A 22,626-nucleotide genomic window follows, 5' to 3' on the forward strand; every position below is an offset into this window, starting at 1 on the left:
ATGACGGTGTGTCAGTCGATGAAGATGTTGGCTGACACACCGTCATCGCGAGCAGGCTCACTCCCACAGTTGTATGGCGGCGCTACTCAAGGTTTCGGCGGTTTCTTGAAGACGTAGAACAGGTTCGGTTCGCTCACCAGGTACATCGTGCCATCGTCGTCCATGGCGATGCCTTCCGCTTGCGGCACATTTTTTTGCAACCCCTGACGCCCCTTGTTCAAGGACATCGTGCTCAGCGGTCGCCCGTCCACATCCAGCTCCATAATCAGCCGCGATTCGTCGGACAGCGCCAGCAGATGGCCGCTGCGCTCATCGTATTGCAGGCTCGACAGGTCTCGCACAAACAACCCGGCATCGCGTTTCGGATTGTTGACCACATGCACCGCGTAGGATTTTTCCGGGTTGTAATGCGGGAAGCCCTGCACTTCGTAGATCAGCATCGGATCGCGCTCCTTGGCCACGAACAGACGCTTACCCACCGAATCATAGGCCAGGCCTTCGAAGCCCTTGTTGCCGCTCAAGTGTACGCCGAGGGTCATCTGTTCGGCCTCCGCCGCATCAAGGAAGGTCGTGTCCTTCTCCAGATGAACCTTGATCAGGCGCTGCTGATGCTCGTCGGTGATCACATACGTATCGGCGCTGATGAACTCGACCGCTTCCGGGTCGCCGAAGCCGACCAACGCGATACGCCGAAGAATCCGGCCGTCCAGCGACAGCTCGATCAATTCGGAATTTTTGTTGGTGACGGTGAACAGGCTTCGGCGCACCGGATCGAACGTCAGCGCCGACACATCGTCGTCCAGGCCATCGATCACCCGCGCTTCAACTTCCACCTGGTATTGATCCAGGCCAATGGATTCACTGCTGAGCGGCTGCCAAAGGGTTTGCAGGTTGAACCAGGTCCGCTCGAACAGACGCATGTATTGCCCGATCGAGACCAGCGCAATCAGTGCAATCACGGCCAGGATCAACAGGAGAGGTTTGGGTCGGGCAAGTCGGCGCATTCAGGCAGCTCGAAAACAGAACAGGCGGATGAAATATCACGCCTGTGTGAACTCAAGCTTAATGGCCTGTCGCTGATGACTACAACCTGAAGGTATTGGCGTTTATTTCTGCTTTTCGAAGCGATAGAACAGGTTCGGTTCGCTGACCATGTACACGTTGCCCGCTTCGTCCATGGTCACGCCTTCGGCCCGGGGAATGGTGTTTTTCAGACCATTGAAGCCGCCCAGCAAGGTCATGAAGCTGACTTGTTCACCCTTTTTGTCCAGCTCCAGCAGCAAGTGCGAGTCGGCGGACAGCACCAGCATGTGGCCCGTACGCGGGTCGATGGCCAGGGCCGACAGGTTGCGCATGTCCAGCGCATGGCTGGCCAGCTTCAGCTTGTCACCGGTCAGGACCCGGCCATCACCTTTCCAGGCAAACAAGGCCGGTGGACGCTCTTCGCCCAGCAGCAGTTGCTGGTTGCTCGAATCCCAGGTGACACCTTCAAAGGCCTTGTTCTGGTCTTTCGAAGGCCCAAGGTCGTACTTCGTAAAGTCGGCGATGTTCAATTCGCGGGTGTTGGCATCGACCTTGACGATGGTGATCAGGTGTTGGCGCTCATCGACAATCGCCAGCAGGCCGTTGCCCAGCACCGTGACGCCTTCCGGGTTGCTCCAGCCCACCAGCGGCATTTTGCGCAACACGTCGCCCTGCAAATTCAGCTCGACCAGGAACGGATTCTTGCCCATCACCGAGAACAGGGTTTTGGTCTGCGGATCGTAGGCCAGGTCCGATGCTTCGTCCTTTTCCATGCCCGGCAGCAGCTTGGCATCGATCACCGCATGGTAATCCGGCAGCCAGATGCTAGCCTGGCGTTCGCTCGGGGTTTCGAAACGCTCGTGCAACCAAAGCACACCGCGATTATCCCAATGCATCGCAAACGCGAGGCCGTACAGGGCAATCGCGATCAGCAAAAGCCAGGAATACCAACGCAGGGCGAAGCGTGAGCGACGGGCAGGTTTGAAGGTGGGCAGCGGTTGGGTGGCCATTGAGGAGAGCGTTCCAGAAATTCAGGCTATGGGTAATAGCACAATTGGGCCCGGCTCAGATGCCAGAGTCCGCAGAATTATCCAGACGGAATGTGAAAAAAACGGGAAATGGCGCGATTGCCTTGCGCGGGCTCAGAACCTGAAGTCGCCATAAACCACAGTGGGAGCGAGCCTTTGTGGCGAGGGAGCTTGTCGGATCGCCGCACCGTCCTGCTCGACTGCGAAGCAGTCGCAAAGCATTTGGGGCCGCTCGGCGACCCAGCGGGAGCAAGCTTCCTCGCCACAAAGGCTCGCTCCCACAGGATTTTGCGGTGTTTCGGTCAGCGCACGCTGCTGGTGAAGCGGCTGGCGCCCGGCAGTTCCAGGACGATCTCGTCGCCCACATTCAGCGGGCCGACACCCACCGGCGTGCCCGTCAGGATCACGTCACCGGCCTGCAGCGAGAAGCAGCCGGCCATGTGCTGGATCATCGGCACGATCGGGTTGAGCATGGCGCTGCTGTTGCCATCCTGGCGCACTTCGCCGTTGATGGTCAGGCGGATGCCGATGTCGGTCAGGTCGGCAAAGGTGCTGCCGGACACGAACGGTGCAATCACTGCCGCGCCGTCGAACGACTTGGCGATTTCCCAGGGCAGGCCCTTGGATTTCAGCTCGGCCTGCTTGTCGCGCAAGGTCAGGTCCAGGGCCGGGGCAAACCCGGAGATCGCATCGAGCACTTCTTCACGGCTCGGCTTGGTCGACAAAGGCTTGCCGATCAATACCGCGATTTCCGCTTCGTAATGCACCGAGCCACGCTCGGTCGGAATGCTGAAACCGCCTTCCAGCGGCACCACGCAACTGCCGGGCTTGATGAACAGCAGCGGCTCGGTAGGCACCGGGTTGTCCAGTTCCTTGGCGTGTTCGGCGTAGTTACGGCCGATGCACACGACCTTCCCCAGCGGGAAATGAATGCGTGTACCGTCGACATACTGGTGCTGATAGCTCATTGACCGACTCCTGGTTCGTAGCGCTTAAGTTCGAACGTCAAACAGCGAAAATCTTGCCCGGGTTCATGATCCCGTTCGGGTCGAACACCGCTTTGACCGCTTTCATGTACTCGATCTCAACCGGGGAACGGCTGTAGGTCAAGTAATCGCGCTTGGTCATGCCCACACCGTGTTCGGCGGAAATCGAACCGTTGTACTTCTCGACGGTTTCGAACACCCACTTGTTAACGGTGGCGCACTTGGCGAAGAACTCGTCCTTGCTCAGGTTATCCGGCTTGAGGATGTTCAAGTGCAGGTTGCCGTCGCCGATGTGGCCGAACCAGACGATTTCGAAATCCGGGTAGTGTTCACCGACGATCGCGTCGATTTCCTTCAGGAAGGCCGGGACTTTCGACACGGTGACCGAAATGTCGTTCTTGTACGGCGTCCAGTGGGAAATGGTTTCGGAGATGTATTCGCGCAGCTTCCACAGGTTCTGCAACTGGGTTTCGCTCTGGCTCATCACGCCGTCCAGCACCCAGCCCTGCTCGACGCAATGTTCGAAGGTTTCCAACGCATGGTTGGCCACTTCTTCAGTGGTCGCTTCGAATTCCAGCAGCGCGTAGAACGGGCAATCGGTTTCGAACGGCGCCGGCACGTCACCTCGACCCATGACCTTGGCCAGGGCTTTGTCGGAGAAGAATTCGAACGCGGTCAGGTCGAGTTTGCTCTGGAACGCGTGCAATACCGGCATGATCGAGTCGAAATCGGTAGTGCCCAGCACCATGGCGGTGAGGTTTTTCGGCGCACGGTCCAGGCGCATGGTCGCTTCAACCACAAAACCCAGGGTGCCCTCAGCGCCGATGAACAGCTGACGCATGTCGTAGCCGGTGGCGTTCTTGATCAGGTCGCGGTTCAGTTCCAGCAGGTCGCCCTTGCCGGTGACCACTTTCATGCCCGCCACCCAGTTACGGGTCATGCCGTAGCGAATGACCTTGATTCCGCCGGCATTGGTGCCGATGTTGCCGCCAATCTGGCTCGAACCCGCCGAAGCGAAGTCCACCGGGTAGTACAGGCCTTTTTCTTCGGCGACGTTCTGCAGGTGCTCGGTGACCACGCCCGGTTGGCACACTGCGGTGCGGTCGGTCAGGTTCACATCGAGAATCTGGTTCATGTAGTCGAAGGACACGACCACTTCGCCATTGGCTGCCACCGCGGCCGCGGAAAGCCCGGTACGCCCGCCGGACGGCACCAGCGCAACCTTGTGTTCATTGGCCCAACGGACAATGGCCTGGACCTGCTCGGTGGTCTTGGGAAACACGATGGCGGTCGGGGCTGGCGCGAAATGCTTGGTCCAATCCTTACCGTAAGCATTCAGGGAGTCGGCATCGGTCAGCACCTTGCCAGGCTCAACCAGGGTCTTCAGCTCTTCAATCAGGGCAGGATTGGTCATCGACAGAACTCTCGAACAATTCATGGTCATCCTGAGAACGCTTCACGTCGCAGGAATGAGTGTTTAGCGGGGTGCATATGCTAGCATACCGACCCCGCAGCATAGTGCCGAAAGGCAATTCTGCGGCGACGGCCTTCCTGCCGTCCGGGTCAGCGTCTGCTGGCTATTTCCTGCCATTTTTCTCCGGGATACAGGTTTACGCAGATGAGCAAGACTTCTCTCGATAAGAGCAAGATCAAGTTCCTTCTTCTCGAAGGCGTCCACCAATCGGCTGTCGACGTTCTCAAGTCGGCTGGCTACACCAGCATCGAGTACCTCACTGGTTCTCTGCCGGAAGCCCAGCTGAAGGAAAAGATCGCTGATGCTCACTTCATCGGCATTCGCTCCCGCACTCAACTGACCGAAGAGATCTTCGATCACGCGAAGAAGCTGGTCGCTGTTGGCTGTTTCTGCATCGGCACCAACCAGGTCGATCTGAACGCAGCCCGCGAACGCGGCATTGCGGTGTTCAACGCGCCGTACTCCAACACCCGTTCCGTTGCCGAGCTGGTGCTGGCCGAAGCGATCCTGTTGCTGCGCGGCATCCCTGAGAAGAACGCTTCCTGCCACCGTGGCGGCTGGATCAAGAGCGCAGCCAACTCCTTCGAAATCCGTGGCAAGAAGCTGGGCATCGTCGGTTACGGCTCGATCGGTACGCAACTGTCGGTCCTGGCTGAAGGCCTGGGCATGCAGGTGTACTTCTACGACACCGTGACCAAGCTGCCACTGGGTAACGCCACCCAGGTCGGCAACCTGCACGAATTGTTGGGCATGTCCGACATCGTGACCCTGCACGTACCGGAAACCGCTGCGACCCAGTGGATGATCGGCGAGAAAGAAATCCGCGCCATCAAGAAGGGCGGCATCCTGATCAACGCCGCTCGCGGTACCGTGGTCGAACTGCAAGCCCTGGCGGACGCGATCAAGGACAAGCACCTGATCGGCGCGGCCATCGACGTATTCCCGGTGGAGCCACGCTCCAACGACGAAGAGTTCGAAAGCCCGCTGCGTGGCCTGGACAACGTGATCCTGACCCCGCACATCGGTGGCTCCACCGCTGAAGCGCAAGCCAACATCGGTCTGGAAGTGGCAGAAAAACTGGTCAAGTACAGCGACAACGGTACCTCGGTATCGTCCGTGAACTTCCCGGAAGTGGCCTTGCCGGCTCACCCTGGCAAGCACCGCCTGCTGCACATCCACGAGAACATTCCGGGTGTGATGAGCGAGATCAACAAGGTCTTCGCCGAAAACGGCATCAACATCTCCGGTCAGTTCCTGCAGACCAACGAGAAAGTCGGCTACGTCGTCATCGACGTCGATGCCGATTACTCGGAAATCGCCCAAGAGAAACTGCAGCACATCAACGGCACCATCCGTTGCCGCGTACTGTTCTGACAGTGACTTGAGCGACAAAAAAAGGAGACCCCAGGGTCTCCTTTTTCATGCACGCGTTTTTACAGCAAGCGGGTCATTTCACGTTGACGGTGATCTTCTTCGACACGATGGGCGGATCAAACGGCATGTGGCCGCTGTCGCCCAGTTCCAGCTGCAAGGTGTGCCTGCCGGGGGCCAGTTTGATATCGGCCTGGGTTTGCGCCTTGCCGAAGTGCATGTGGTTGGCGTCATTGGGAATCGGTGCGCCTTCGGCAGGCAGCTTGTCGACGTCGATCAGCAGATGATGGTGGCCGGTATTCTTGGTGACGTCGCCCGCCGGTGCCAACGCGATGTTCTCGACAGCGAACTTGACGGTGAAGGTTTCAGGTACCGTGGCACCGTCAGCCGGAGAAACAATGGACACTTCTGCACCCTTGGGGGCCGGCGTGGCAGCGGTTGCCAGCATCGAGGCACCCAGTAAAAGGCCTGCCAATGCGGCTCGTGACATAAAGGTTTTCATTCTCTTCTCCAGTTTTTTCCTAGAATCCGTACAGCCATAACAACTTTATGGCCAATCGTTGTCGAAGGCACTCAACAACCATAGCAAAGCGAGCCTGACTCAGAGCTTCGCGATAAAAAATTCAAAGGAGTGACCATGCGCTTTTTGCCTGGCCTGATCTGCCTGCTACCCCTTTTGAGCCCTTTGGCTCATGCCGAACTGATTGATGACGTGAACGACCGCGGCGAACTGCGCATTGCCCTTGAAGCCAATACGCCCCCCTTCAACTTCAAGGAAGAGGACGGCAAGCTCACGGGCTTCGAAGTCGAACTGGGCCAACTGCTCGCCAATGAGCTGGATGTACGGCCGGACTTTGTCGTGACCGACACCAGCGATTTGTTGCCGGGTGTTGAAACCGGCAAGTACGACATCGCCATCAACCACATAACAATGACCTCGGCGCTCAAGGATCGTTTCGATTTCAGCCAACCTTACAGCTACACCAATGCGCAATTGATCGCGCAGAAGGAAGAGGAGCCGCGCTCGATGCTGCTGGTGCAGTCGCTGACGCAAGAGAAACCGAAAGAGAACCCGACGGTGAGCCTGGCGATTCCATTCCAGAAGGGGAACCCGGCGTTTCATGCCAGCCTGGAGAACGCGTTGCAGCGGATCAAGGCGGATGGCCGGCTGGAGGCGTTGTCGCAGAAGTGGTTCGGGGCGGATACGAGTGTGGCGCCCAAATAAATCACCCTGTAGGAGCGAGCTTGCTCGCGAAACACTAAAGAGCACCGCTGGATGTCTGGTTTGGAGCGTTATCGTTCACGTCCATCGCGAGCAAGCTCGCTCCTACAGGGGGTTTGTGGTGTCTTTTAGTTTTGGGCGGCCAAGGCAGCTGCTGCTTGTGGCAACTCCAGCTCATTGAAGACCTGCACGCCGTGGCGCTTGAGCAACGCTGCGGTAACGCCTTCGCCGCTGACCTTCACACCGCTGAACGTGCCGTCATACGTCAGCACATTCCCGCAAGACGGGCTGTTCGCCTTCAGCACCGCAATCCGGATGCAGTGGGTTTGCACCAGTTCCAGCGCTTGATACGCCCCCGACAGGAATTGTGCGCTGACGTCCTCGCCCTCGGTGGTGATCACCGAGGCCTGGCCATCCAGCACTTCGGCGCCCTGCCCGCCCGGGATTTCCGCGGCGGCCCTCGGCGTCGGCAGCCCGCCCGCGACTTCCGGGCAGAACGGCACGACCCGACCTTCGTCGAGCCACTGCTGCAATAAATCAAATGGCCCGCTGGCCCCGCCGTCGTAACGTACGCGGTGGCCCAGCAGGCAGCGGCTTACCAGAATTTTTTGCATGATCAGAACGGCTCGTTGCCACGACGCCGGAACCAGCCGGTCAACGACAGGCGATCCCGGGTCGCGGGCAGGACTTCGTGGGGGACTTCACCTGACAGGAACACCACCAGGCTTGCACCGACCGGCAACACATCGTATTCGACGCCATCATTCAGGTACATGCGCAGTTGACCGCCGTGCTCGGGCAGCCAGGCGTCATTGAGGTACACCACCGCCGACACCATGCGCCGGTCGTCATCGCGGAACCGGTCGAGGTGCTTGAGGTAGAAAGCCCCGGGCGGGTACAGCGCAAAATGGCATTCGAACTCCTCCAGGCCCAGGTACAAACCCCGGTTCAATGCTTCGCGCAGGCTGTCCATCAACTGCAGATAGCTGTCGCACGCCAACGCCTGGCCGGGTTCGATCCACTGGATGTGGTCGCCTCGAATCCCCTCGCGAACCTCCGATGTCGGCCCGCGCCCCACCGCCGCCGGGGCCAGTTCACCCTTGGCGGCACGTTTACGGCACTCGGCCGCCAGTTCCTGTGTCAGACCTAAAGGCAGGAAAACGTCCTGCTGCGACCAGCCGCGTGCAGCGAGGTCGTCGACGATACGTAACAGCAGCGGGTGATCAGAGGATATTTGCATGGCGCGCATAGTATTCCTGTGCCTGAAAATCCGACAGAGCCACGCGGCGGCTTGACACGAATTCTCGACAAGTCCGTATGCCGCACGGAGAATAGTCGGCTGCTGACAGGAGTCCCTATGCGCCGTTTGCTTTTTTCACTGTTGATGCTCTGTGTTTTGCCCGCCTGGGCAGACGGCCACGACCAACTGTACAAGGTCGCCGGTTGGCCAGACCAACGCGCGCATTTCAACGATGCACTGTCAGCCGCTCAGCAGCGCTACCAGAACAGCCTGCCTCCGGCAGTGTTCCAGGCGTTGGTCGACAACAGTAATCAGCGTTTCGCCCCGCAGGCCGTCGACCAGCGCGCCGAGGCTCAACTGCGCAAAACCCTCGCCGACCCAAAACCCGCATTGGCCTTTTTTCAGACACCCCTGGGCAAGAAAATCGTCGCCGCCGAACTGCTGGCGACTCGCCGCGATCAACTGGCGAAAAACGCCAAGGGCTTGCCCAAGATGCAGGCCAGCGACAGCCGCCTGCTGATCATCGGCCACCTGGCCCAAGCCCTGCCCGCGCGCGAAGCCGGTGCGGAGGTCAGCCTGGCGATTGCCGGCGTCGCGGCCGACAGCCTGAGTTCGATGATTCCCGGCTTGCTCGGTGGCGGTCAGGCGCAAGGCCTGTTGAACGGTCAACGCCAGCGCTTGATGGATCAGATCGGCAGTGATCTGAATAACACGCTGCTGTATGTCTATCGCGACCTGTCGGATGAAGAGCTGGAAGAGTTCGCCACGTTTGCCGAGTCGGCTGAAGGCAAGGCGTATTACCAGGCGGCGTTGGCGGCGATTCGGGCGGGGTTGGCGGTGGGGCAGAATCCTTCGAGCCTCAGCCAGTAATTTTCGGCGCCCTCATGACCGCCATCGCGAGCAGGCTCGCTCCCACATTAGTTCTGCGAACACCCGTCTAGTGTGGGAGCGAGACCGGCTTGCCCGCGAAGAGGCCCTGACAGCCACTACCCATTTCGGCCCTTGATCCGCTTGGTCAAAAACCCGAAATACTCTTCTCGCAACGCCACCGTCTCATTCGCCAGATGATGCCGCGCCTGCGGCAGCATCAACACCTGCGGCCGATCGAACTTGGCTTTCAACACCTCAAGGTTATGCTCCCAATCCACCGTCATGTCCGCCTGCCCCTGCACGATCAGCGGCCGGCGCGGGCTGGCCGGTGCGGCTTCAATGCGCTTGATCCACCGCGCCAGCGCGCCGACCCAGGCCGTCGGCAAGCGCAGGGGTTGCAGCGGATCGGCCTGCAGGAACGGCAGGAAATCCGGGTCGTTGGAGTTCTCGCTGAAACGCCGGGCAATGGCTTTGACGAACGGCTTGAGCAGGTAATAACTGAGCTTCGACCAACCCCAGGCCCGTGGTCTCACCAGCGGCGACAGCAGAATTACCTGGCCCTGGGCCGGGCTGCTCGCGCCCGCGTTGAGTACATGATCGATCACAATCGCACCGCCGGTACTTTGCCCGCACAGGTGCCATGGCTGCGGCAGGTTCAGTGACACCGCTTCGGCGAACAACCCGTGCAAGGTGTCCTGATACTCGGCGAAATCCTTGATGCTGGCGCGCTCGCCGCTGGACAAGCCGTGCCCCGGCAAATCACAGGCAATCACCGCAAACCCCAGATCCAGCGCCCACTCGATCACATGCCGATAGAGGCCGGTGTGATCGTAGAAACCGTGAAACAGCAACAACGTCGCCTTCGCCCGCTCCGGCCACCAGAACTGGCTGACCACTTCATACCCGTCGACCTCAAAACGGCCGAGACCGCTGCGCAGCTCACGCCCCGAAAAATCCAGGCCATAGAAGCGCTGGTACGCCATCGCTTCGGCCGACAGTGGCTGCCCATCGGCCAAGGGCCGCAGGCTGGCACGCAGTTGATCGGGGTCGAAGGTGGCAGGCATGAGCAATTCCAAACCGTGAAACAGTCTTTATGGGCCTGCGATATTCATCTGTCGCGGCAAGCATGGCAAGCTGGGCGACCTTCGAGGATCCAAACCCATGCGTCCGTCCTACCGCACCACGCTGTTCGCCGGCCTGCTCGCCCTCGTGTGTGCCGGCGTGCTGTGGGCGGCCTACGACTGGTTTCAGGGGCGCTACCTGCGGGCGTTCAGCGAGCACACCGCCGTATTTTCCGGCGACCCGCTGCGCTTGCCCGATGACCTCGCCGGCCCCGGCGCCATCCGCCTGGTGCACTTCTGGGACCCGGCCTGCCCGTGCAACGTCGGCAATCAACAACACCTGACCGAACTGGTCGAGCGCTATGTGCCCCACGGCGTGGAGTTTTACGCCGTACAAAAACCCGGCAGCCACGGCCAGTTGCCGAGCACCTTGAGCAGCCTGAAAACCATCACCGTATTGCCCGGCTCCGATCAGATCCCCGCCAGCCCGGCCGTGGCGATCTGGGATCGCAGCGGCAAACTGGCGTATTTCGGCCCGTACAGCGAAGGCCTGACCTGCAATTCCAGCAACAGCTTTATCGAGCCGATCCTGAAGACGCTGGATGAGGGCCGCGCGGTAACGGCCACGCACACCTTGGCGGTGGGGTGTTACTGCCCATGGCCGGTGGACACGCCGAAGTGATGCAGACGGCAAACGCAAATCCCTCCTAAGTGCGATGGGCCATTTCAACACGCCGTGTTAAACATTGGCGCAGGGACCGCTACCACTCATAACAACAAGGAATCTCCATGAAACGCAGCCTGACCGTTCTTGCCCTGCTGCTGGTCGTGCTCGCCGCCGGCGCCGGCTGGTACGTCTACAGCAAACAACCGACACGCCAGGGCATGGTTGAGCTGCAACACCTGCAAGGGTCCGTGACCGTGCGCTACGACGAGCGCGGCATCCCCCACATTCGTGCCGACAACGAAACCGATATGTACCGCGCCCTGGGTTACGTTCACGCCCAAGATCGACTGTTTCAGATGGAAGTGCTGCGCCGGCTTGCACGCGGAGAACTGGCCGAGGTGCTGGGCCCGAAACTGCTCGACACCGACAAGCTGATGCGCAGCCTGCGCATTCGCGAACGTGCTGAAACCTATCTGGCAAACCTGGACAAACAATCGCCGTCCTGGACCGCGATGCAAGCCTATCTGGACGGCATCAACCAGTATCAGGACAGCCACCCCAAACCTGCCGAATTCGATGTTCTGGGCATCCCGAAACGCCCCTTCACCGCTGAGGACACCATCAGCATTGCCGGTTACATGGCCTACAGTTTTGCTGCGGCCTTTCGCACCGAGCCGTTGCTGACCTACGTGCGCGATCAGTTGGGCGCCAACTATCTCGACGTCTTCGATCTCGAGTGGCAGCCCAAAGGCGTGCTGGCGAAAAAACGCAGCAGCCCCCTCCCGCCTTTGACCAGCCTGGACTGGAAGGACCTCAACGCCCTCGCCCGCCTGAGCGAACAGGCACTCGCCGACAATGGCCTGCCGCAGTTCGAAGGCAGCAACGCCTGGGTCGTCTCCGGCAGTCGCACAAAAAGTGGCAAGCCATTGTTGGCGGGTGACCCGCACATTCGTTTTTCCGCGCCGTCGGTGTGGTACGAAGCGCAGCTCTCGGCGCCGGGTTTCGAACTCTACGGCCACTATCAGGCGCTGATGCCCTTCGCCTCGCTGGGCATGAATCGCGACTTCGGCTGGAGCATCACCATGTTCCAGAACGATGACCTCGACCTGATCGCCGAGAAGGTCAACCCGGACAATCCCAATCAAGTCTGGTATCGCGGCAAGTGGGTGGACATGGTGACCAGCGAGCAACAGATCGCGGTCAAGGGGCAGGCGCCGGTGACACTGGTGCTGCGCCAGTCGCCCCACGGGCCGATCGTCAACGATGCGCTGGGCAACGGCGTCGGCAAAACGCCAATCGCCATGTGGTGGGGCTTCCTCGAAAGCCAGAACCCGATCCTCGAAGGCTTCTACCAGCTCAACCGCGCTGACACCCTGGCCAAGGCTCGCAGTGCAGCCGCCAAGGTCCAGGCGCCGGGCCTGAACATCGTCTGGGCCAACGCCAAGGGCGACATCGGCTGGTGGGCCGCGGCGCAACTGCCCAAGCGTCCGGTCGGTGTACGCCCGTGGTTCATTCTCGACGGCAGCACCACCGACGCGGACAAGGACGGTTTCTACCCCTTCAGCGCCAACCCGCAGGAAGAGAACCCGACGCGGGGCTACATCGTCTCGGCCAACTTCCAGCCGGTTTCACCCACGGGCATGGAAATTCCCGGCTACTACAACCTGGCGGATCGCGGGCAGCAACTCAATCGCCAGCTCAGCGACAAAAACGTCAAGTGGGACCTGGAGGCCAGCCAGAAACTGCAACTGGGCACCACGACGGCCTACGGCCCGCGCTTGCTGGCGCCCCTGCTGCCGGTCCTGCGCGAAGTGGTGAGCGATCCTGCCGAACTCAAACTGGTGGAGCAACTGGCCCAGTGGCAAGGTGATTACCCGCTGGACTCCACCAGCGCCACGCTGTTCAACCAGTTCCTGTTCAACCTGGCCGACGCGACAATGCACGACGAATTGGGCAATGACTTCTTCGAAACGCTGCTCTCGACCCGAGTCATCGACGCGGCGTTGCCACGGCTGGCCGCGACTCCCGATTCGCCTTGGTGGGACAACCGCAACACCCTCGGCAAGGAAACCCGCGCCGACACGGTCAAGGTGGCGTGGCAGGCGAGCATTGCGCACCTCAAGACCACGCTGGGCGCGGATTTCGCGCAATGGCAGTGGGGCAAGGCGCACACGTTGACCCATGGCCATCCACTGGGGCAGCAGAAGCCGCTGGATCGAATTTTCAATGTGGGCCCGTTCGCGGCGCCCGGCAGCCATGAAGTGCCGAACAACCTGTCGGCGAAAATTGGACCGGCACCGTGGCCGGTGACGTATGGCCCGTCGACCCGACGGCTGATCGACTTCGCCGACCCGGCCCATAGCCTGACGGTAAACCCGGTCGGCCAGAGTGGCGTGCCGTTTGACAGTCACTATGACGACCAGGCCGAAGCGTATGTCGAAGGGGTGTATTTCCAGGCGCATCTGAATGACGAGGAAGTGACGGCCAATACGCGCAGTACGTTGAAGCTGTTGCCGGCGCGGGCTGCGCAGTAGATTTATGTTGCCTGGGCGGACGCCTTCAAAAACACCATCAAACATTCCTCAAACCATCGCCGCAAAGTTCAACCTGAACTGCTGCGGCGTCACGCCCAGCCGGCGGTTGAACACGCTGCGCATGTGCTGCGCATCCCGAAACCCGCACTGGTACGCCACCGTCTTGAGCGGTGAATGGGTGCTCTCCAGCAGCACCCGCGCCGCGTCCACCCGCGCCCGTTCGACGAATTCCGCCGGGGTGATTTTGGCTTCCTTGGCGAACACCCGGGAAAAGTTGCGCGCACTCATGTTGGCGGCGTTGGCCAGGTCAGAGAGCGCCAGGTCGCCGGTCAGGTTGGCCAGCACGTAGAGCTGCACCAACGCCACCGCCGAAGTGGGCTCGGCGTGGGGCGTGAGGAACGGGCTGAATTGTGATTGCCCACCCGATCGCTGAGTGAACACCACCAGTCGCTTGGCCACGCTGAGCGCCACTTCCGGCCCGTGATCCCGTGCCAGCAGGTACAACGACAGATCAATGCCCGCCGTGACCCCGGCCGAGGTGTACAGCTCGCCGTCCTGCACATACAAGCGATCCGCTTCGACCTGCGTCGAGGGGCACAACCGGGCCAGCGCCGCAGCATCACTCCAGTGAGTCGTCACCGTCCGCCCCTCGAGCAAGCCGGCCCGCGCCAGCATGAAGGCGCCGTTGCAGATCGAACCAAACCGCTGCGCTCGTGCACTGGCATCCCGTAGCCAGGCATCGAACACCGGACCAAAGTCCATGAATGGCAGCTGCGGCCCACCGGCCACCAACAGCAGGTCATACGCCTCCAGCGCTTCGCTGAAATGCTGATGGGCATGCAGTGCCAAACCGTTGGAACACGGCATCACTCCGCGCTCCACACCGATGACCTCCAGCCGATAGTGGTCGTGCGGCTCGAGAAAGCGATTGGCCTCGGAAAACACATCCATGGGCCCGGTGACGTCCAGGGACTGAACGCCGGCGAACACCACGATGGCAACGGTTTTACTCATGGTACGCAAAGCCTCTAAAGATCACGCTTTCTTGTGGCGAGGGAGCTTGCTCCCGCTCGGCTGCGCAGCTGTCGCAAACCGCGCGATGCGGTGTGCCTGACGAATTCCGTTGCTGGTTTTTGGGGCTGCTGCGCAACCCAGCGGGAGCAAGCTCCCTCGCCACAAAAGCTAAAACACCGCGTTCAAACTTAGCCAATCCGCGCGCAACAAGCGAGGTTGGCGCGATATGCACGCTCATTGGCAAGGATCGCAGCCATGGATCGATTGTCCGGTTTCGGGTGGGGGAACAGACTTTACCCATCAGCGCCGCCACGGCGCTCCCCATGAGGAAAGCACCATGAGCAGCACCATCGCCGGTATCAAAATCCCCGACAGCGCCTTGGCCAAGGCCACCACCGAATACATTCGCGACGTGGAGTCAGACCTGCTGTATCACCACTCGCGCCGGGTATTTCTGTTCGGTGCCTTGAGCGGTGAGCGCAAGCAACTGGCCTACAACCCCGAGCTGTTGTATGTCGGCGCCATGTTCCATGACCTGGGTTTGATGGAAGGCCATCGCACAGACGACGAACGCTTTGAAGTCGACAGCGCCAACGCCGCCAAGGCATTTCTCAAACCGTTCGGCTTGAGCGACGACGACGTGGAACAGGTCTGGCTGTCGATTGCCCTGCACACCACGCCGGGCGTGCCGCAGCACCTGCGTCCGAACGTGGCACTGGTTACCGCCGGGGTTGAGATGGATGTGTTGGGTATCGACTATGCCGCGTTTCCGACCGTGCAGCGCGAAGCGGTGGTGCATGCGCACCCGCGGGGTGAAGGGTTCAAGGAATGCATTCTGTGTGCGTTCGCCAACGGCTTCAAACACAAGCCGGACACCACCTTCGGCACGGTGAACGCCGATGTGCTGGTGGACATTGATCCGGGCTTCAAGCCGATGAACTTCGTCGAGATCATCCGCAAATCGCCTTGGGCTGCATAAAGCCCTGTGGGAGCCAGACTGCTGGTGATGGTGCGTCAGTCGACATCAATGTGGCTGATAGACCATCGCCAGCAGGCTGGCTCCCACAGTGAATCGGGTTGGCCACATGATTGTGGCCAACCTTTAGGCCGCTTCCGGTGCCTGCGCGCGGCGCACGTCCGGTTGCTTCCACGAATCGGCAGCGCCTTCTTCGATGGCTTGTTGGATCGCACGTTTGCGCGTTTCTTCGGCACGTCGGCTGAAGAACCAGACCAGGAAAGTCACGATCGACACCGCCAGCAAAATCAGGCTGGCCACGGCGTTGATCTCCGGTTTCACGCCCAGACGTACCGCCGAGAACACTTCCATCGGCAAGGTCGTCGAACCCGGGCCCGACACGAAGCTCGCCAACACCAGGTCATCGAGGGACAACGCGAAGGACATCATGCCCCCCGCTGCCAGCGATGGCGCGATCATCGGGATGGTGATCAGGAAGAACACCTTCCACGGCCGGGCACCCAGGTCCATGGCCGCCTCTTCGATGGACAGGTCCAGCTCACGCAAGCGCGCCGACACTACCACCGCCACATACGCCGCACAGAATGTGGTGTGCGCGATCCAGATGGTGACGATCCCGCGTTCCTGCGGCCAGCCGATCATCTGCGCCATCGCCACGAACAGCAGCAACAGCGACAGACCGGTGATCACTTCCGGCATCACCAACGGAGCGGTGACCAGGCCACCGAACAGCGTGCGACCCTTGAAGTGGGTGATACGGGTCAGGACGAACGCTGCCAATGTCCCCAGCGCCACCGCCGCAATCGCGGTGTAGCAGGCGATTTCCAGCGAGCGCACCACCGAGCCCATCAGTTGCGTGTTGTCCATCAACCCGACGTACCACTTGATCGACCAGCCGCCCCACACCGTCACCAGTTTCGAGGCGTTGAACGAGTAGATCACCAGGATCAGCATCGGCGCGTAGATGAACAGCAAACCCGCCACCAGCATGAAGCTTGAGAAACGGAAGCGTTTCATTCCTTGCCCTCCATTTCTTTGGCCTGACTACGGTTGAACAGGATGATCGGCACAATCAGGATCGCCAGCATCACCACCGCCAGGGCAGACGCCACCGGCCAGTCACGGTTGTTGAAGAACTCTTGCCACAACACTTTACCGATCATCAGCGTTTCCGGACCGCCCAGCAGTTCCGGGATCACGAACTCGCCCACCACCGGAATGAACACCAGCATGCAGCCGGCGATGATCCCGTTCTTGGACAGCGGAATGGTGATCTTCCAGAAGCTGTTGAAGGTGCTCGAACCCAGGTCCGATGCGGCTTCCAGCAAGCTGTTGTCGTGTTTGACCAGGTTGGCGTAGAGCGGCAGGATCATGAACGGCAGGTAGGAATAAACCACGCCGATATACACCGCCAGGTTGGTGTTGAGGATCTGCAGCGGCTCGTTGATCCAGCCCATGCTCATCAGGAAACCGTTGAGCAGGCCGTTGTTGCTGAGGATGCCCATCCACGCATACACGCGGATCAGGATCGCGGTCCAGGTCGGCATCATGATCAGCAGCACCAGCACCGTTTGCAGCTCTTTACGGGCACTGGCAATGGCGTAGGCCATCGGGTAGCCGATCAGCAGGCAGAGGATGGTGCTGAAAAACGCCATCTTCAACGAGCCGAGGTAGGCAGCGATGTACAACTCGTCGTCGCCGAGCATGGCGTAGTTGCTGAGGTTGAGCAGCACCTGCAGCTTCTGGTCGACGAAGTTGTAGATCTCGGTGTACGGCGGAATGGCCACGTCGGCTTCGGCGAAGCTGATCTTCAACACGATGAAGAACGGCAACATGAAGAACATGAACAGCCAGATGAACGGAACCCCGATGACCAGCTGACGGCCACCGGGAATTATTCGATTGAGGCGTCGTTTGAATTTGCGCATGTTCATGAGCGAAGTACCACGCCGCTGTCGTCTTCCCAGTACACGTACACCTGGTCACCCCAGGTTGGACGCTGACCGCGGCGTTCGGCGTTGGCGACGAAAGACTGGACGATCTTGCCGCTCGGCAGTTCGACGTAGAACACCGAGTGACCGCCCAGGTAAGCGATGTCGTGCACCTTGCCGCTGGACCAGTTGTACTCGCAGGTCGGCATGGTCGGTGTCACCAGCAGTTTTTCCGGACGGATCGCGTAGGTCACGGACTTGTCCTGCACCGAGGTGCTGATGCCGTGGCCCACGTAGATCTGGCGGTCCAGGTCCTTGCAGGTGATGGTCGCGTGACCTTCGGCGTCGTCGATTACTTCGCCGTCGAAGATGTTGACGTTGCCGATGAACTCGCAGACCAGGCGGCTGGTCGGGGTTTCGTAGATGTCGATCGGGCTGCCGATCTGGGCGATCCAGCCCAGGTGCATGATCGCGATGCGCTCGGCCATGGTCATGGCCTCTTCCTGGTCGTGGGTCACCATGACGCAGGTTACGCCAACGCGTTCGATGATCTCGACCAGCTCAAGCTGCATCTGCGAACGCAGTTTCTTGTCCAGCGCACCCATCGGTTCGTCGAGCAGCAACAGCTTCGGTCGCTTGGCCAGCGAACGCGCCAGGGCCACACGCTGACGCTGGCCACCGGACAACTGATGCGGCTTGCGCTTTGCGTACTGGCTCATCTGCACCAGCTTGAGCATGTCCGCCACGCGAGCATCGACTTCAGCCGCCGGAAGCTTGTCCTGCTTGAGGCCGAAGGCGATGTTCTGCGCCACGGTCATGTGCGGGAACAAGGCATAGGACTGGAACATCATGTTGATCGGCCGCTCGTACGGCGGCATGTCCGTGATGTCTACGCCATCAAGGAAGATCCGCCCTTCGGTCGGTCGTTCGAAGCCGGCGAGCATGCGCAGCAAGGTGGATTTGCCCGATCCCGAACCGCCGAGCAAGGCGAAAATCTCGCCTTTCTTGATTTCCAGGGACACATCGTCCACGGCAATCGTCTCGTCGAACTTCTTCGTGACCCGGTCGATTTTGACCAGCACCTGTTTAGGTGACTGGTCGCCCTCGAGGGCTTTCTTATAGGCGCCGGAGGCAACTGCCATTTACGAAACTCCCAAAAAAAAGAGTGCAGTTCGCTCAAGGTGAGCCAACTTTGGATAGTTTGAGCCTTGAAGCTATTTACCCGACTTGACCTTGGTCCAGCTGCGGGTCATCAAACGTTGAATATTCGGTGGCAACTCGATGGACACGTAGGTCTTGTCGAGGACTGCCTGCGGTGGATAAACCGCTTCGTCGGTGCGAATGGACTGTTCCATCAGTTTGTCCGACCCCGGATTAGGGTTGGCGTAGCCGACGTAATCACTGACCTGGGCGATCACCTCAGGTTTCAGCAAATAGTTGATGAACGCGTGGGCTTCCTTGACGTTGGCTGCATCCTTCGGGATCGCCAGCATGTCGAACCACAGCGCGCCACCTTCCTTGGGAATGGTGTAGGCGATCTTCACGCCCTTCTTGGCTTCCTCGGCACGGTTACGGGCCTGGAACATGTCACCGGAGAACCCGACCGCGATGCAGATATCGCCGTTGGCCAGGTCGGTGATGTATTTGGAAGAGTGGAAGTAGGTCACGTAAGGCCGCACCGCCAGCAACTTCTCTTCGGCCTTTTTGTAATCTTCAGGGTTGGTGCTGTTGGCATTCAGGCCCATGTAGTTGAGCACGGTCGGCATCATTTCATCAGCGGAGTCGAGGAACGCCACGCCGCAACTGTGCAGCTTCTTGATGTTCTCCGGCTCGAACAGCACCGCCCACGAGTCGATGGTGTCGACGCCCAGCACAGCCTTGATCTTGTCGACGTTGTAACCGATGCCGTTGGTGCCCCACAGGTACGGCACGGCATACAGGTTGCCCGGATCGTTCTGCTCCAGACGCTTGAGCAGCACCGGGTCGAGGTTCGAGTAATTCGTCAGCTTCGACTTGTCGAGCTTCTGGAAAGCGCCCGCCTTGATCTGTTTGCCCAGGAAGTGGTTGGACGGCACGACCACGTCGTAACCGGTCCGCCCGGCGAGCAACTTGCCTTCCAGGGTTTCGTTGGAATCGAAGACGTCATACACCGGTTTGATGCCGGTCTCTTTCTGGAAGTCAGCCAGGGTGGTCTGACCGATGTAGTCCGACCAGTTATAAATATGCACCGTACCGGCAGCCTGAACACTGACGGCAAGCGTCAGACCGGCGCCAAACAGCAGGGCATTGCGCAACAAAGAAAAAATAGGCAAGTGGAGGTCCTCTAAAATTAGTTGGGCCCAAGTTGCCCCGCGTTACATGACAGTCATGGCTGCCCAGCAACAAAACCGGCGCGCAACTTACCCTCGAAAAACCGTTCCAGCAAACTTTATGAAGATCCTTGTAGGAGCGAGCCTGCTCGCGATGGTCGTCAACGATGACGCTGGCTGCCTGGCACCCAGCGGTGCTCTCAGGTTCATCGCGAGCGAGCTCGCTCCTACAGGGGGTGTTACTTACTTACCGGATTTGATCTTGGTCCAGCTGCGAGTCAGGATCCGCTGGGTCGCGGCCGGCAAATCGGCAATCGCGTACAGCTTGGCCTGGACGTCGGCAGGCGGGTAGATGCCCGGGTCGCTGGTGATGTCTTTATCAACCAGCGGGGTAGCCGCTGCGTTGCCGTTCGGGAAGCGCACGGCGTTGGTGATTGCTGCCATGACTTCCGGCTTCTGCAGGTAGGTCATGAACTTGTAGGCGCCTTCGACGTTTTCGGCATCTTTAGGGATGGCGACCATGTCGTAGAAGCTGCCTGCACCTTCTTTCGGAATGTTGTAGCTGACTTTGACCTTGTCGCCGGCTTCAGCCGCGCGGGATTTGGCCTGGTACACGTCACCCGAGTAACCGACGGCAACGCAGATGTTGCCGTTGGCCAGGTCGGAGATGTACTTGGACGAGTGGAAGTAGGCAATCGAAGGACGTACTTTCAGCAGCAGCGCTTCAGCCTTGTCGATGTCTTCTTTCTTCTGGCTGTCGGTTGGCAGGCCCAGGTAGTGCAATGCCGCCGGAATCATTTCGGTTGGCGAATCGAGCAGGCTGATCCCGCACGACTTCAACTTGGCAGCGTTTTCAGGCTTGAAGATCAAGTCCCAGGAATTGGTTGGTGCGTCGGCGCCCAGTGCAGCCTTGACCTTCTCGGCGTTGAAACCGATACCGATCGAACCCCACATGTACGGGAAGGCGTGTTCGTTGCCCGGGTCGCTGACCGATACTGCTTTGAGCAGATCAGGGTTCAGGTTTTTCCAGTTAGGCAGTTTGGATTTGTCCAGCGTCTGGTAGACACCCGCCTTGATTTGCTTGGCCAGGAAGTTGTTCGACGGCACGACGACGTCGTAGCCGGACTTGCCTGCCAGCAACTTGGCTTCCAGGGTTTCGTTGCTGTCGAAAACGTCGTACACCACCTTGATCCCGGACTCTTTCTCGAAGTTCGCGATGGTGTCCGGAGCGATGTAGTCGGACCAGTTATAGACGTGCAACACCTTGTCGTCCGCCTGTACAGCACCCGCCATTGCGCCCAGCAGGGACATGGCGAGGAGGGTCTTGCCAGCTATCTTCATACCTAATGCCTTCATGGGTAATGCTCCAATTTTTCTTTTTAACCACGCGCTCAGCGGCCTTTTTCCTGGGCATCCGAACAACCGGTAGTCTGGCAAGTTACGAGGCAGGCTTTCAAGGAAAGACCCATCCTTTATTTACTCCGGGCGAAGTGCAAACTTCGCACCCCGCCCAGAGCCTAGCACTTAGCCCTGCAACACACTCAGGGTCAGGTCCAGGCACTTGCGTGCCTTGGTCACCAGCTCATCGATTTCAGCCGGTGTAATTACCAGCGGCGGAGAAATGATCATGGTGTCGCCCACCGCACGCATGATCAGGCCGTTGTCGAAGCAGAACTGGCGGCAGATCATGCCGACGCCCTTGCCTTCGTAACGCTTGCGAGTGGCCTTGTCCTGAACCAGTTCGATCGCCCCCAACAGACCGACCCCACGCACTTCCCCTACCAACGGGTGATCGTTCAGTTCCCGCAGACGCTTTTGCAAATAAGGTGCCGTTTCCCCATGAACGCGCTCGATAATTTTTTCTTCGCGCAGGATGCGGATGTTCTCCAGCGCCACGGCGGCGGCTACCGGGTGACCGGAATAAGTGAAGCCGTGGTTGAAGTCGCCGCCTTCGTTGAGCACCGCGACCACTTCGTCACGCACGATCAGGCCCCCCATCGGGATGTAGCCCGAAGTCAGGCCTTTGGCGATGGTCATCATGTCGGGCTTGAGGTCGTAGAGATCGGAACCGAACCACTCGCCGGTGCGGCCGAAACCGCAGATCACTTCGTCCGCCACGAACAGGATGTCGTACTTGGCGAGGATTTCCTTGATGCGCGGCCAGTAGGTAGCGGGCGGAATGATCACGCCGCCAGCGCCCTGGATTGGCTCGGCAATAAACGCACCGACGTTGTCCACGCCGACTTCCAGAATCTTCTCTTCCAGCTGATTGGCAGCCCACACACCGAACTCTTCCGGTGTCATGTCGCCGCCTTCAGCGAACCAGTACGGCTGGGCGATGTGGACGATGCCCGGGATCGGCAAGTCGCCTTGTTCGTGCATGTAGGTCATGCCGCCCAGGCTCGCGCCGGCCACGGTGGAACCGTGATAACCGTTCTTGCGGCTGATGATGACTTTCTTGTTCGGCTGGCCCTTGATCGCCCAGTAATGGCGGACCATGCGCAACATAGTGTCGTTGCCTTCCGAACCGGAACCGGTGAAGAACACATGGTTCATGCCTTCAGGCGCGATGTCGGCGATGGCCTTGGCCAGTTCCAGCACCGGCGGGTGAGCGGTCTGGAAGAACAGGTTGTAATAAGGCAGTTCGCGCATTTGTTTGCTGGCGGCATCGGCCAGTTCATCGCGACCGTAGCCGATCGCTACGCACCACAGGCCGGCCATGCCGTCGAGGATCTTGTTGCCTTCGCTGTCCCAGAGGTAAACGCCTTTGGCGTTCGTGATAATCCGCGGGCCTTTCTCTTTCAGCTGTTTGAAGTCGCTGAAAGGGGCCAGGTGGTGATCATTGCTCAGGGCTTGCCATTCACGGGTTTGCGGGTTGTTGCTGGTCATGCGAATTCTCCTTGGAATCGGTTGGAGCGCC

General features: G+C 59.8%; 21 protein-coding genes. 6 read left to right on the top strand and 15 right to left on the bottom strand.

What is annotated here, in order from left to right; all coding sequences use genetic code 11:
• Window positions 1-86: 86 nt before the first annotated feature.
• From EJA72_RS23585 to EJA72_RS23600, 4 genes are all read right to left on the bottom strand, one after another.
• Window positions 87-1,004, bottom strand: coding sequence for an SdiA-regulated domain-containing protein (locus EJA72_RS23585; RefSeq protein WP_157714310.1), 918 nt, complete (start codon window positions 1,002-1,004; stop codon window positions 87-89).
• Window positions 1,005-1,106: 102 nt separating this feature from the next.
• Window positions 1,107-2,033 carry an SdiA-regulated domain-containing protein gene (locus EJA72_RS23590; protein ID WP_157714312.1) on the bottom strand — a complete coding sequence of 309 codons (927 nt, stop codon included), beginning with the start codon at window positions 2,031-2,033 and terminating at the stop codon, window positions 1,107-1,109.
• Between the two features lie 320 nt (window positions 2,034-2,353).
• On the bottom strand, window positions 2,354-3,019 hold the full coding sequence (locus tag EJA72_RS23595) for a fumarylacetoacetate hydrolase family protein (RefSeq protein WP_007995532.1): 666 nt from the start codon (window positions 3,017-3,019) through the stop codon (window positions 2,354-2,356).
• Window positions 3,020-3,056: 37 nt separating this feature from the next.
• Entirely contained in the window at window positions 3,057-4,451 is a 1,395-nt protein-coding gene (locus tag EJA72_RS23600; RefSeq protein WP_157714313.1) for an FAD-binding oxidoreductase, read from the bottom strand.
• 204 nt (window positions 4,452-4,655) lie between these two features.
• Between EJA72_RS23600 and serA the strand changes: the two genes are divergently transcribed.
• A complete protein-coding gene (gene serA / locus EJA72_RS23605) occupies window positions 4,656-5,885 on the top strand; it encodes a phosphoglycerate dehydrogenase (RefSeq protein ID WP_157714314.1) in 1,230 nt (409 codons plus the stop codon).
• Between the two features lie 73 nt (window positions 5,886-5,958).
• On the opposite strand, the gene EJA72_RS23610 is transcribed toward serA, so the two are convergent.
• A complete protein-coding gene (locus EJA72_RS23610; RefSeq protein ID WP_157714315.1) occupies window positions 5,959-6,384 on the bottom strand; it encodes a DUF4399 domain-containing protein in 426 nt (141 codons plus the stop codon).
• Window positions 6,385-6,519: 135 nt separating this feature from the next.
• Between EJA72_RS23610 and EJA72_RS23615 the strand changes: the two genes are divergently transcribed.
• Complete coding sequence (locus EJA72_RS23615) at window positions 6,520-7,107, top strand: transporter substrate-binding domain-containing protein (protein ID WP_157714316.1); 588 nt, start codon at window positions 6,520-6,522, stop codon at window positions 7,105-7,107.
• Window positions 7,108-7,232: 125 nt separating this feature from the next.
• On the opposite strand, the gene EJA72_RS23620 is transcribed toward EJA72_RS23615, so the two are convergent.
• Complete coding sequence (locus EJA72_RS23620; RefSeq protein WP_157714317.1) at window positions 7,233-7,718, bottom strand: DUF523 domain-containing protein; 486 nt, start codon at window positions 7,716-7,718, stop codon at window positions 7,233-7,235.
• Window positions 7,719-7,720: 2 nt separating this feature from the next.
• Window positions 7,721-8,353, bottom strand: coding sequence for a 2OG-Fe(II) oxygenase (locus tag EJA72_RS23625; protein WP_157714318.1), 633 nt, complete (start codon window positions 8,351-8,353; stop codon window positions 7,721-7,723).
• Between the two features lie 108 nt (window positions 8,354-8,461).
• On the opposite strand from EJA72_RS23625, the gene EJA72_RS23630 reads away from it, so the two are divergent.
• Window positions 8,462-9,214, top strand: coding sequence for a DUF2059 domain-containing protein (locus EJA72_RS23630; RefSeq protein WP_157714319.1), 753 nt, complete (start codon window positions 8,462-8,464; stop codon window positions 9,212-9,214).
• 116 nt (window positions 9,215-9,330) lie between these two features.
• Here the strand turns inward: EJA72_RS23630 and EJA72_RS23635 are convergent, their stop codons facing one another.
• The gene (locus EJA72_RS23635; RefSeq protein WP_157714320.1) at window positions 9,331-10,278 is read right to left on the bottom strand and encodes an alpha/beta hydrolase; all 948 of its coding nucleotides are present in this window, start codon (window positions 10,276-10,278) and stop codon (window positions 9,331-9,333) included.
• Between the two features lie 97 nt (window positions 10,279-10,375).
• On the opposite strand from EJA72_RS23635, the gene EJA72_RS23640 reads away from it, so the two are divergent.
• A complete protein-coding gene (locus EJA72_RS23640; RefSeq protein WP_157714321.1) occupies window positions 10,376-10,957 on the top strand; it encodes a DUF6436 domain-containing protein in 582 nt (193 codons plus the stop codon).
• A 107-nt stretch (window positions 10,958-11,064) separates the two neighbouring features.
• Window positions 11,065-13,476 (top strand): penicillin acylase family protein, encoded by a 2,412-nt coding sequence (locus EJA72_RS23645; RefSeq protein ID WP_157714322.1) that lies wholly within the window; start codon window positions 11,065-11,067, stop codon window positions 13,474-13,476.
• 48 nt (window positions 13,477-13,524) lie between these two features.
• Here the strand turns inward: EJA72_RS23645 and EJA72_RS23650 are convergent, their stop codons facing one another.
• The gene (locus tag EJA72_RS23650) at window positions 13,525-14,490 is read right to left on the bottom strand and encodes a GlxA family transcriptional regulator (RefSeq protein WP_157714323.1); all 966 of its coding nucleotides are present in this window, start codon (window positions 14,488-14,490) and stop codon (window positions 13,525-13,527) included.
• 337 nt (window positions 14,491-14,827) lie between these two features.
• Between EJA72_RS23650 and EJA72_RS23655 the strand changes: the two genes are divergently transcribed.
• On the top strand, window positions 14,828-15,469 hold the full coding sequence (locus EJA72_RS23655; protein WP_157714324.1) for an HD domain-containing protein: 642 nt from the start codon (window positions 14,828-14,830) through the stop codon (window positions 15,467-15,469).
• 123 nt (window positions 15,470-15,592) lie between these two features.
• Here the strand turns inward: EJA72_RS23655 and EJA72_RS23660 are convergent, their stop codons facing one another.
• From EJA72_RS23660 to EJA72_RS23685, 6 genes are all read right to left on the bottom strand, one after another.
• Complete coding sequence (locus EJA72_RS23660) at window positions 15,593-16,483, bottom strand: ABC transporter permease subunit (protein WP_157714325.1); 891 nt, start codon at window positions 16,481-16,483, stop codon at window positions 15,593-15,595.
• Window positions 16,480-17,361: an ABC transporter permease subunit gene (locus EJA72_RS23665; protein WP_178129552.1), complete on the bottom strand. Its 882-nt coding sequence runs from the start codon at window positions 17,359-17,361 to the stop codon at window positions 16,480-16,482. The genes EJA72_RS23660 and EJA72_RS23665 overlap by 4 nt, the downstream gene beginning before the upstream one ends.
• Window positions 17,362-17,396: 35 nt before the next feature.
• A complete protein-coding gene (locus tag EJA72_RS23670) occupies window positions 17,397-18,539 on the bottom strand; it encodes an ABC transporter ATP-binding protein (protein ID WP_157714327.1) in 1,143 nt (380 codons plus the stop codon).
• Between the two features lie 72 nt (window positions 18,540-18,611).
• Window positions 18,612-19,709 carry a polyamine ABC transporter substrate-binding protein gene (locus EJA72_RS23675; RefSeq protein WP_157714328.1) on the bottom strand — a complete coding sequence of 366 codons (1,098 nt, stop codon included), beginning with the start codon at window positions 19,707-19,709 and terminating at the stop codon, window positions 18,612-18,614.
• Between the two features lie 240 nt (window positions 19,710-19,949).
• On the bottom strand, window positions 19,950-21,047 hold the full coding sequence (locus EJA72_RS23680) for a polyamine ABC transporter substrate-binding protein (RefSeq protein ID WP_157714337.1): 1,098 nt from the start codon (window positions 21,045-21,047) through the stop codon (window positions 19,950-19,952).
• A 183-nt stretch (window positions 21,048-21,230) separates the two neighbouring features.
• Complete coding sequence (locus EJA72_RS23685) at window positions 21,231-22,595, bottom strand: aspartate aminotransferase family protein (protein WP_157714329.1); 1,365 nt, start codon at window positions 22,593-22,595, stop codon at window positions 21,231-21,233.
• Between the last annotated feature and the right edge of the window lie 31 nt (window positions 22,596-22,626).

The sequence above is a fragment of the Pseudomonas sp. PB120 genome (genome assembly GCF_009761815.1).
Taxonomy (GTDB): domain Bacteria; phylum Pseudomonadota; class Gammaproteobacteria; order Pseudomonadales; family Pseudomonadaceae; genus Aquipseudomonas.

Coding starts and splice junctions, on each gene's coding strand:
- EJA72_RS23585 (WP_157714310.1), bottom strand. CDS start 1,004: ATGCGCCGACTTGCCCGACCCAAACCTCTCCTGTTGATCCTGGCCGTG.
- EJA72_RS23615 (WP_157714316.1), top strand. CDS start 6,520: ATGCGCTTTTTGCCTGGCCTGATCTGCCTGCTACCCCTTTTGAGCCCT.
- serA (WP_157714314.1), top strand. CDS start 4,656: ATGAGCAAGACTTCTCTCGATAAGAGCAAGATCAAGTTCCTTCTTCTC.
- EJA72_RS23645 (WP_157714322.1), top strand. CDS start 11,065: ATGAAACGCAGCCTGACCGTTCTTGCCCTGCTGCTGGTCGTGCTCGCC.
- EJA72_RS23600 (WP_157714313.1), bottom strand. CDS start 4,451: ATGACCAATCCTGCCCTGATTGAAGAGCTGAAGACCCTGGTTGAGCCT.
- EJA72_RS23590 (WP_157714312.1), bottom strand. CDS start 2,033: ATGGCCACCCAACCGCTGCCCACCTTCAAACCTGCCCGTCGCTCACGC.
- EJA72_RS23655 (WP_157714324.1), top strand. CDS start 14,828: ATGAGCAGCACCATCGCCGGTATCAAAATCCCCGACAGCGCCTTGGCC.
- EJA72_RS23650 (WP_157714323.1), bottom strand. CDS start 14,490: ATGAGTAAAACCGTTGCCATCGTGGTGTTCGCCGGCGTTCAGTCCCTG.
- EJA72_RS23595 (WP_007995532.1), bottom strand. CDS start 3,019: ATGAGCTATCAGCACCAGTATGTCGACGGTACACGCATTCATTTCCCG.
- EJA72_RS23680 (WP_157714337.1), bottom strand. CDS start 21,047: ATGAAGATAGCTGGCAAGACCCTCCTCGCCATGTCCCTGCTGGGCGCA.
- EJA72_RS23635 (WP_157714320.1), bottom strand. CDS start 10,278: ATGCCTGCCACCTTCGACCCCGATCAACTGCGTGCCAGCCTGCGGCCC.
- EJA72_RS23620 (WP_157714317.1), bottom strand. CDS start 7,718: ATGCAAAAAATTCTGGTAAGCCGCTGCCTGCTGGGCCACCGCGTACGT.
- EJA72_RS23610 (WP_157714315.1), bottom strand. CDS start 6,384: ATGAAAACCTTTATGTCACGAGCCGCATTGGCAGGCCTTTTACTGGGT.
- EJA72_RS23660 (WP_157714325.1), bottom strand. CDS start 16,483: ATGAAACGCTTCCGTTTCTCAAGCTTCATGCTGGTGGCGGGTTTGCTG.
- EJA72_RS23640 (WP_157714321.1), top strand. CDS start 10,376: ATGCGTCCGTCCTACCGCACCACGCTGTTCGCCGGCCTGCTCGCCCTC.
- EJA72_RS23630 (WP_157714319.1), top strand. CDS start 8,462: ATGCGCCGTTTGCTTTTTTCACTGTTGATGCTCTGTGTTTTGCCCGCC.
- EJA72_RS23625 (WP_157714318.1), bottom strand. CDS start 8,353: ATGCGCGCCATGCAAATATCCTCTGATCACCCGCTGCTGTTACGTATC.
- EJA72_RS23685 (WP_157714329.1), bottom strand. CDS start 22,595: ATGACCAGCAACAACCCGCAAACCCGTGAATGGCAAGCCCTGAGCAAT.
- EJA72_RS23670 (WP_157714327.1), bottom strand. CDS start 18,539: ATGGCAGTTGCCTCCGGCGCCTATAAGAAAGCCCTCGAGGGCGACCAG.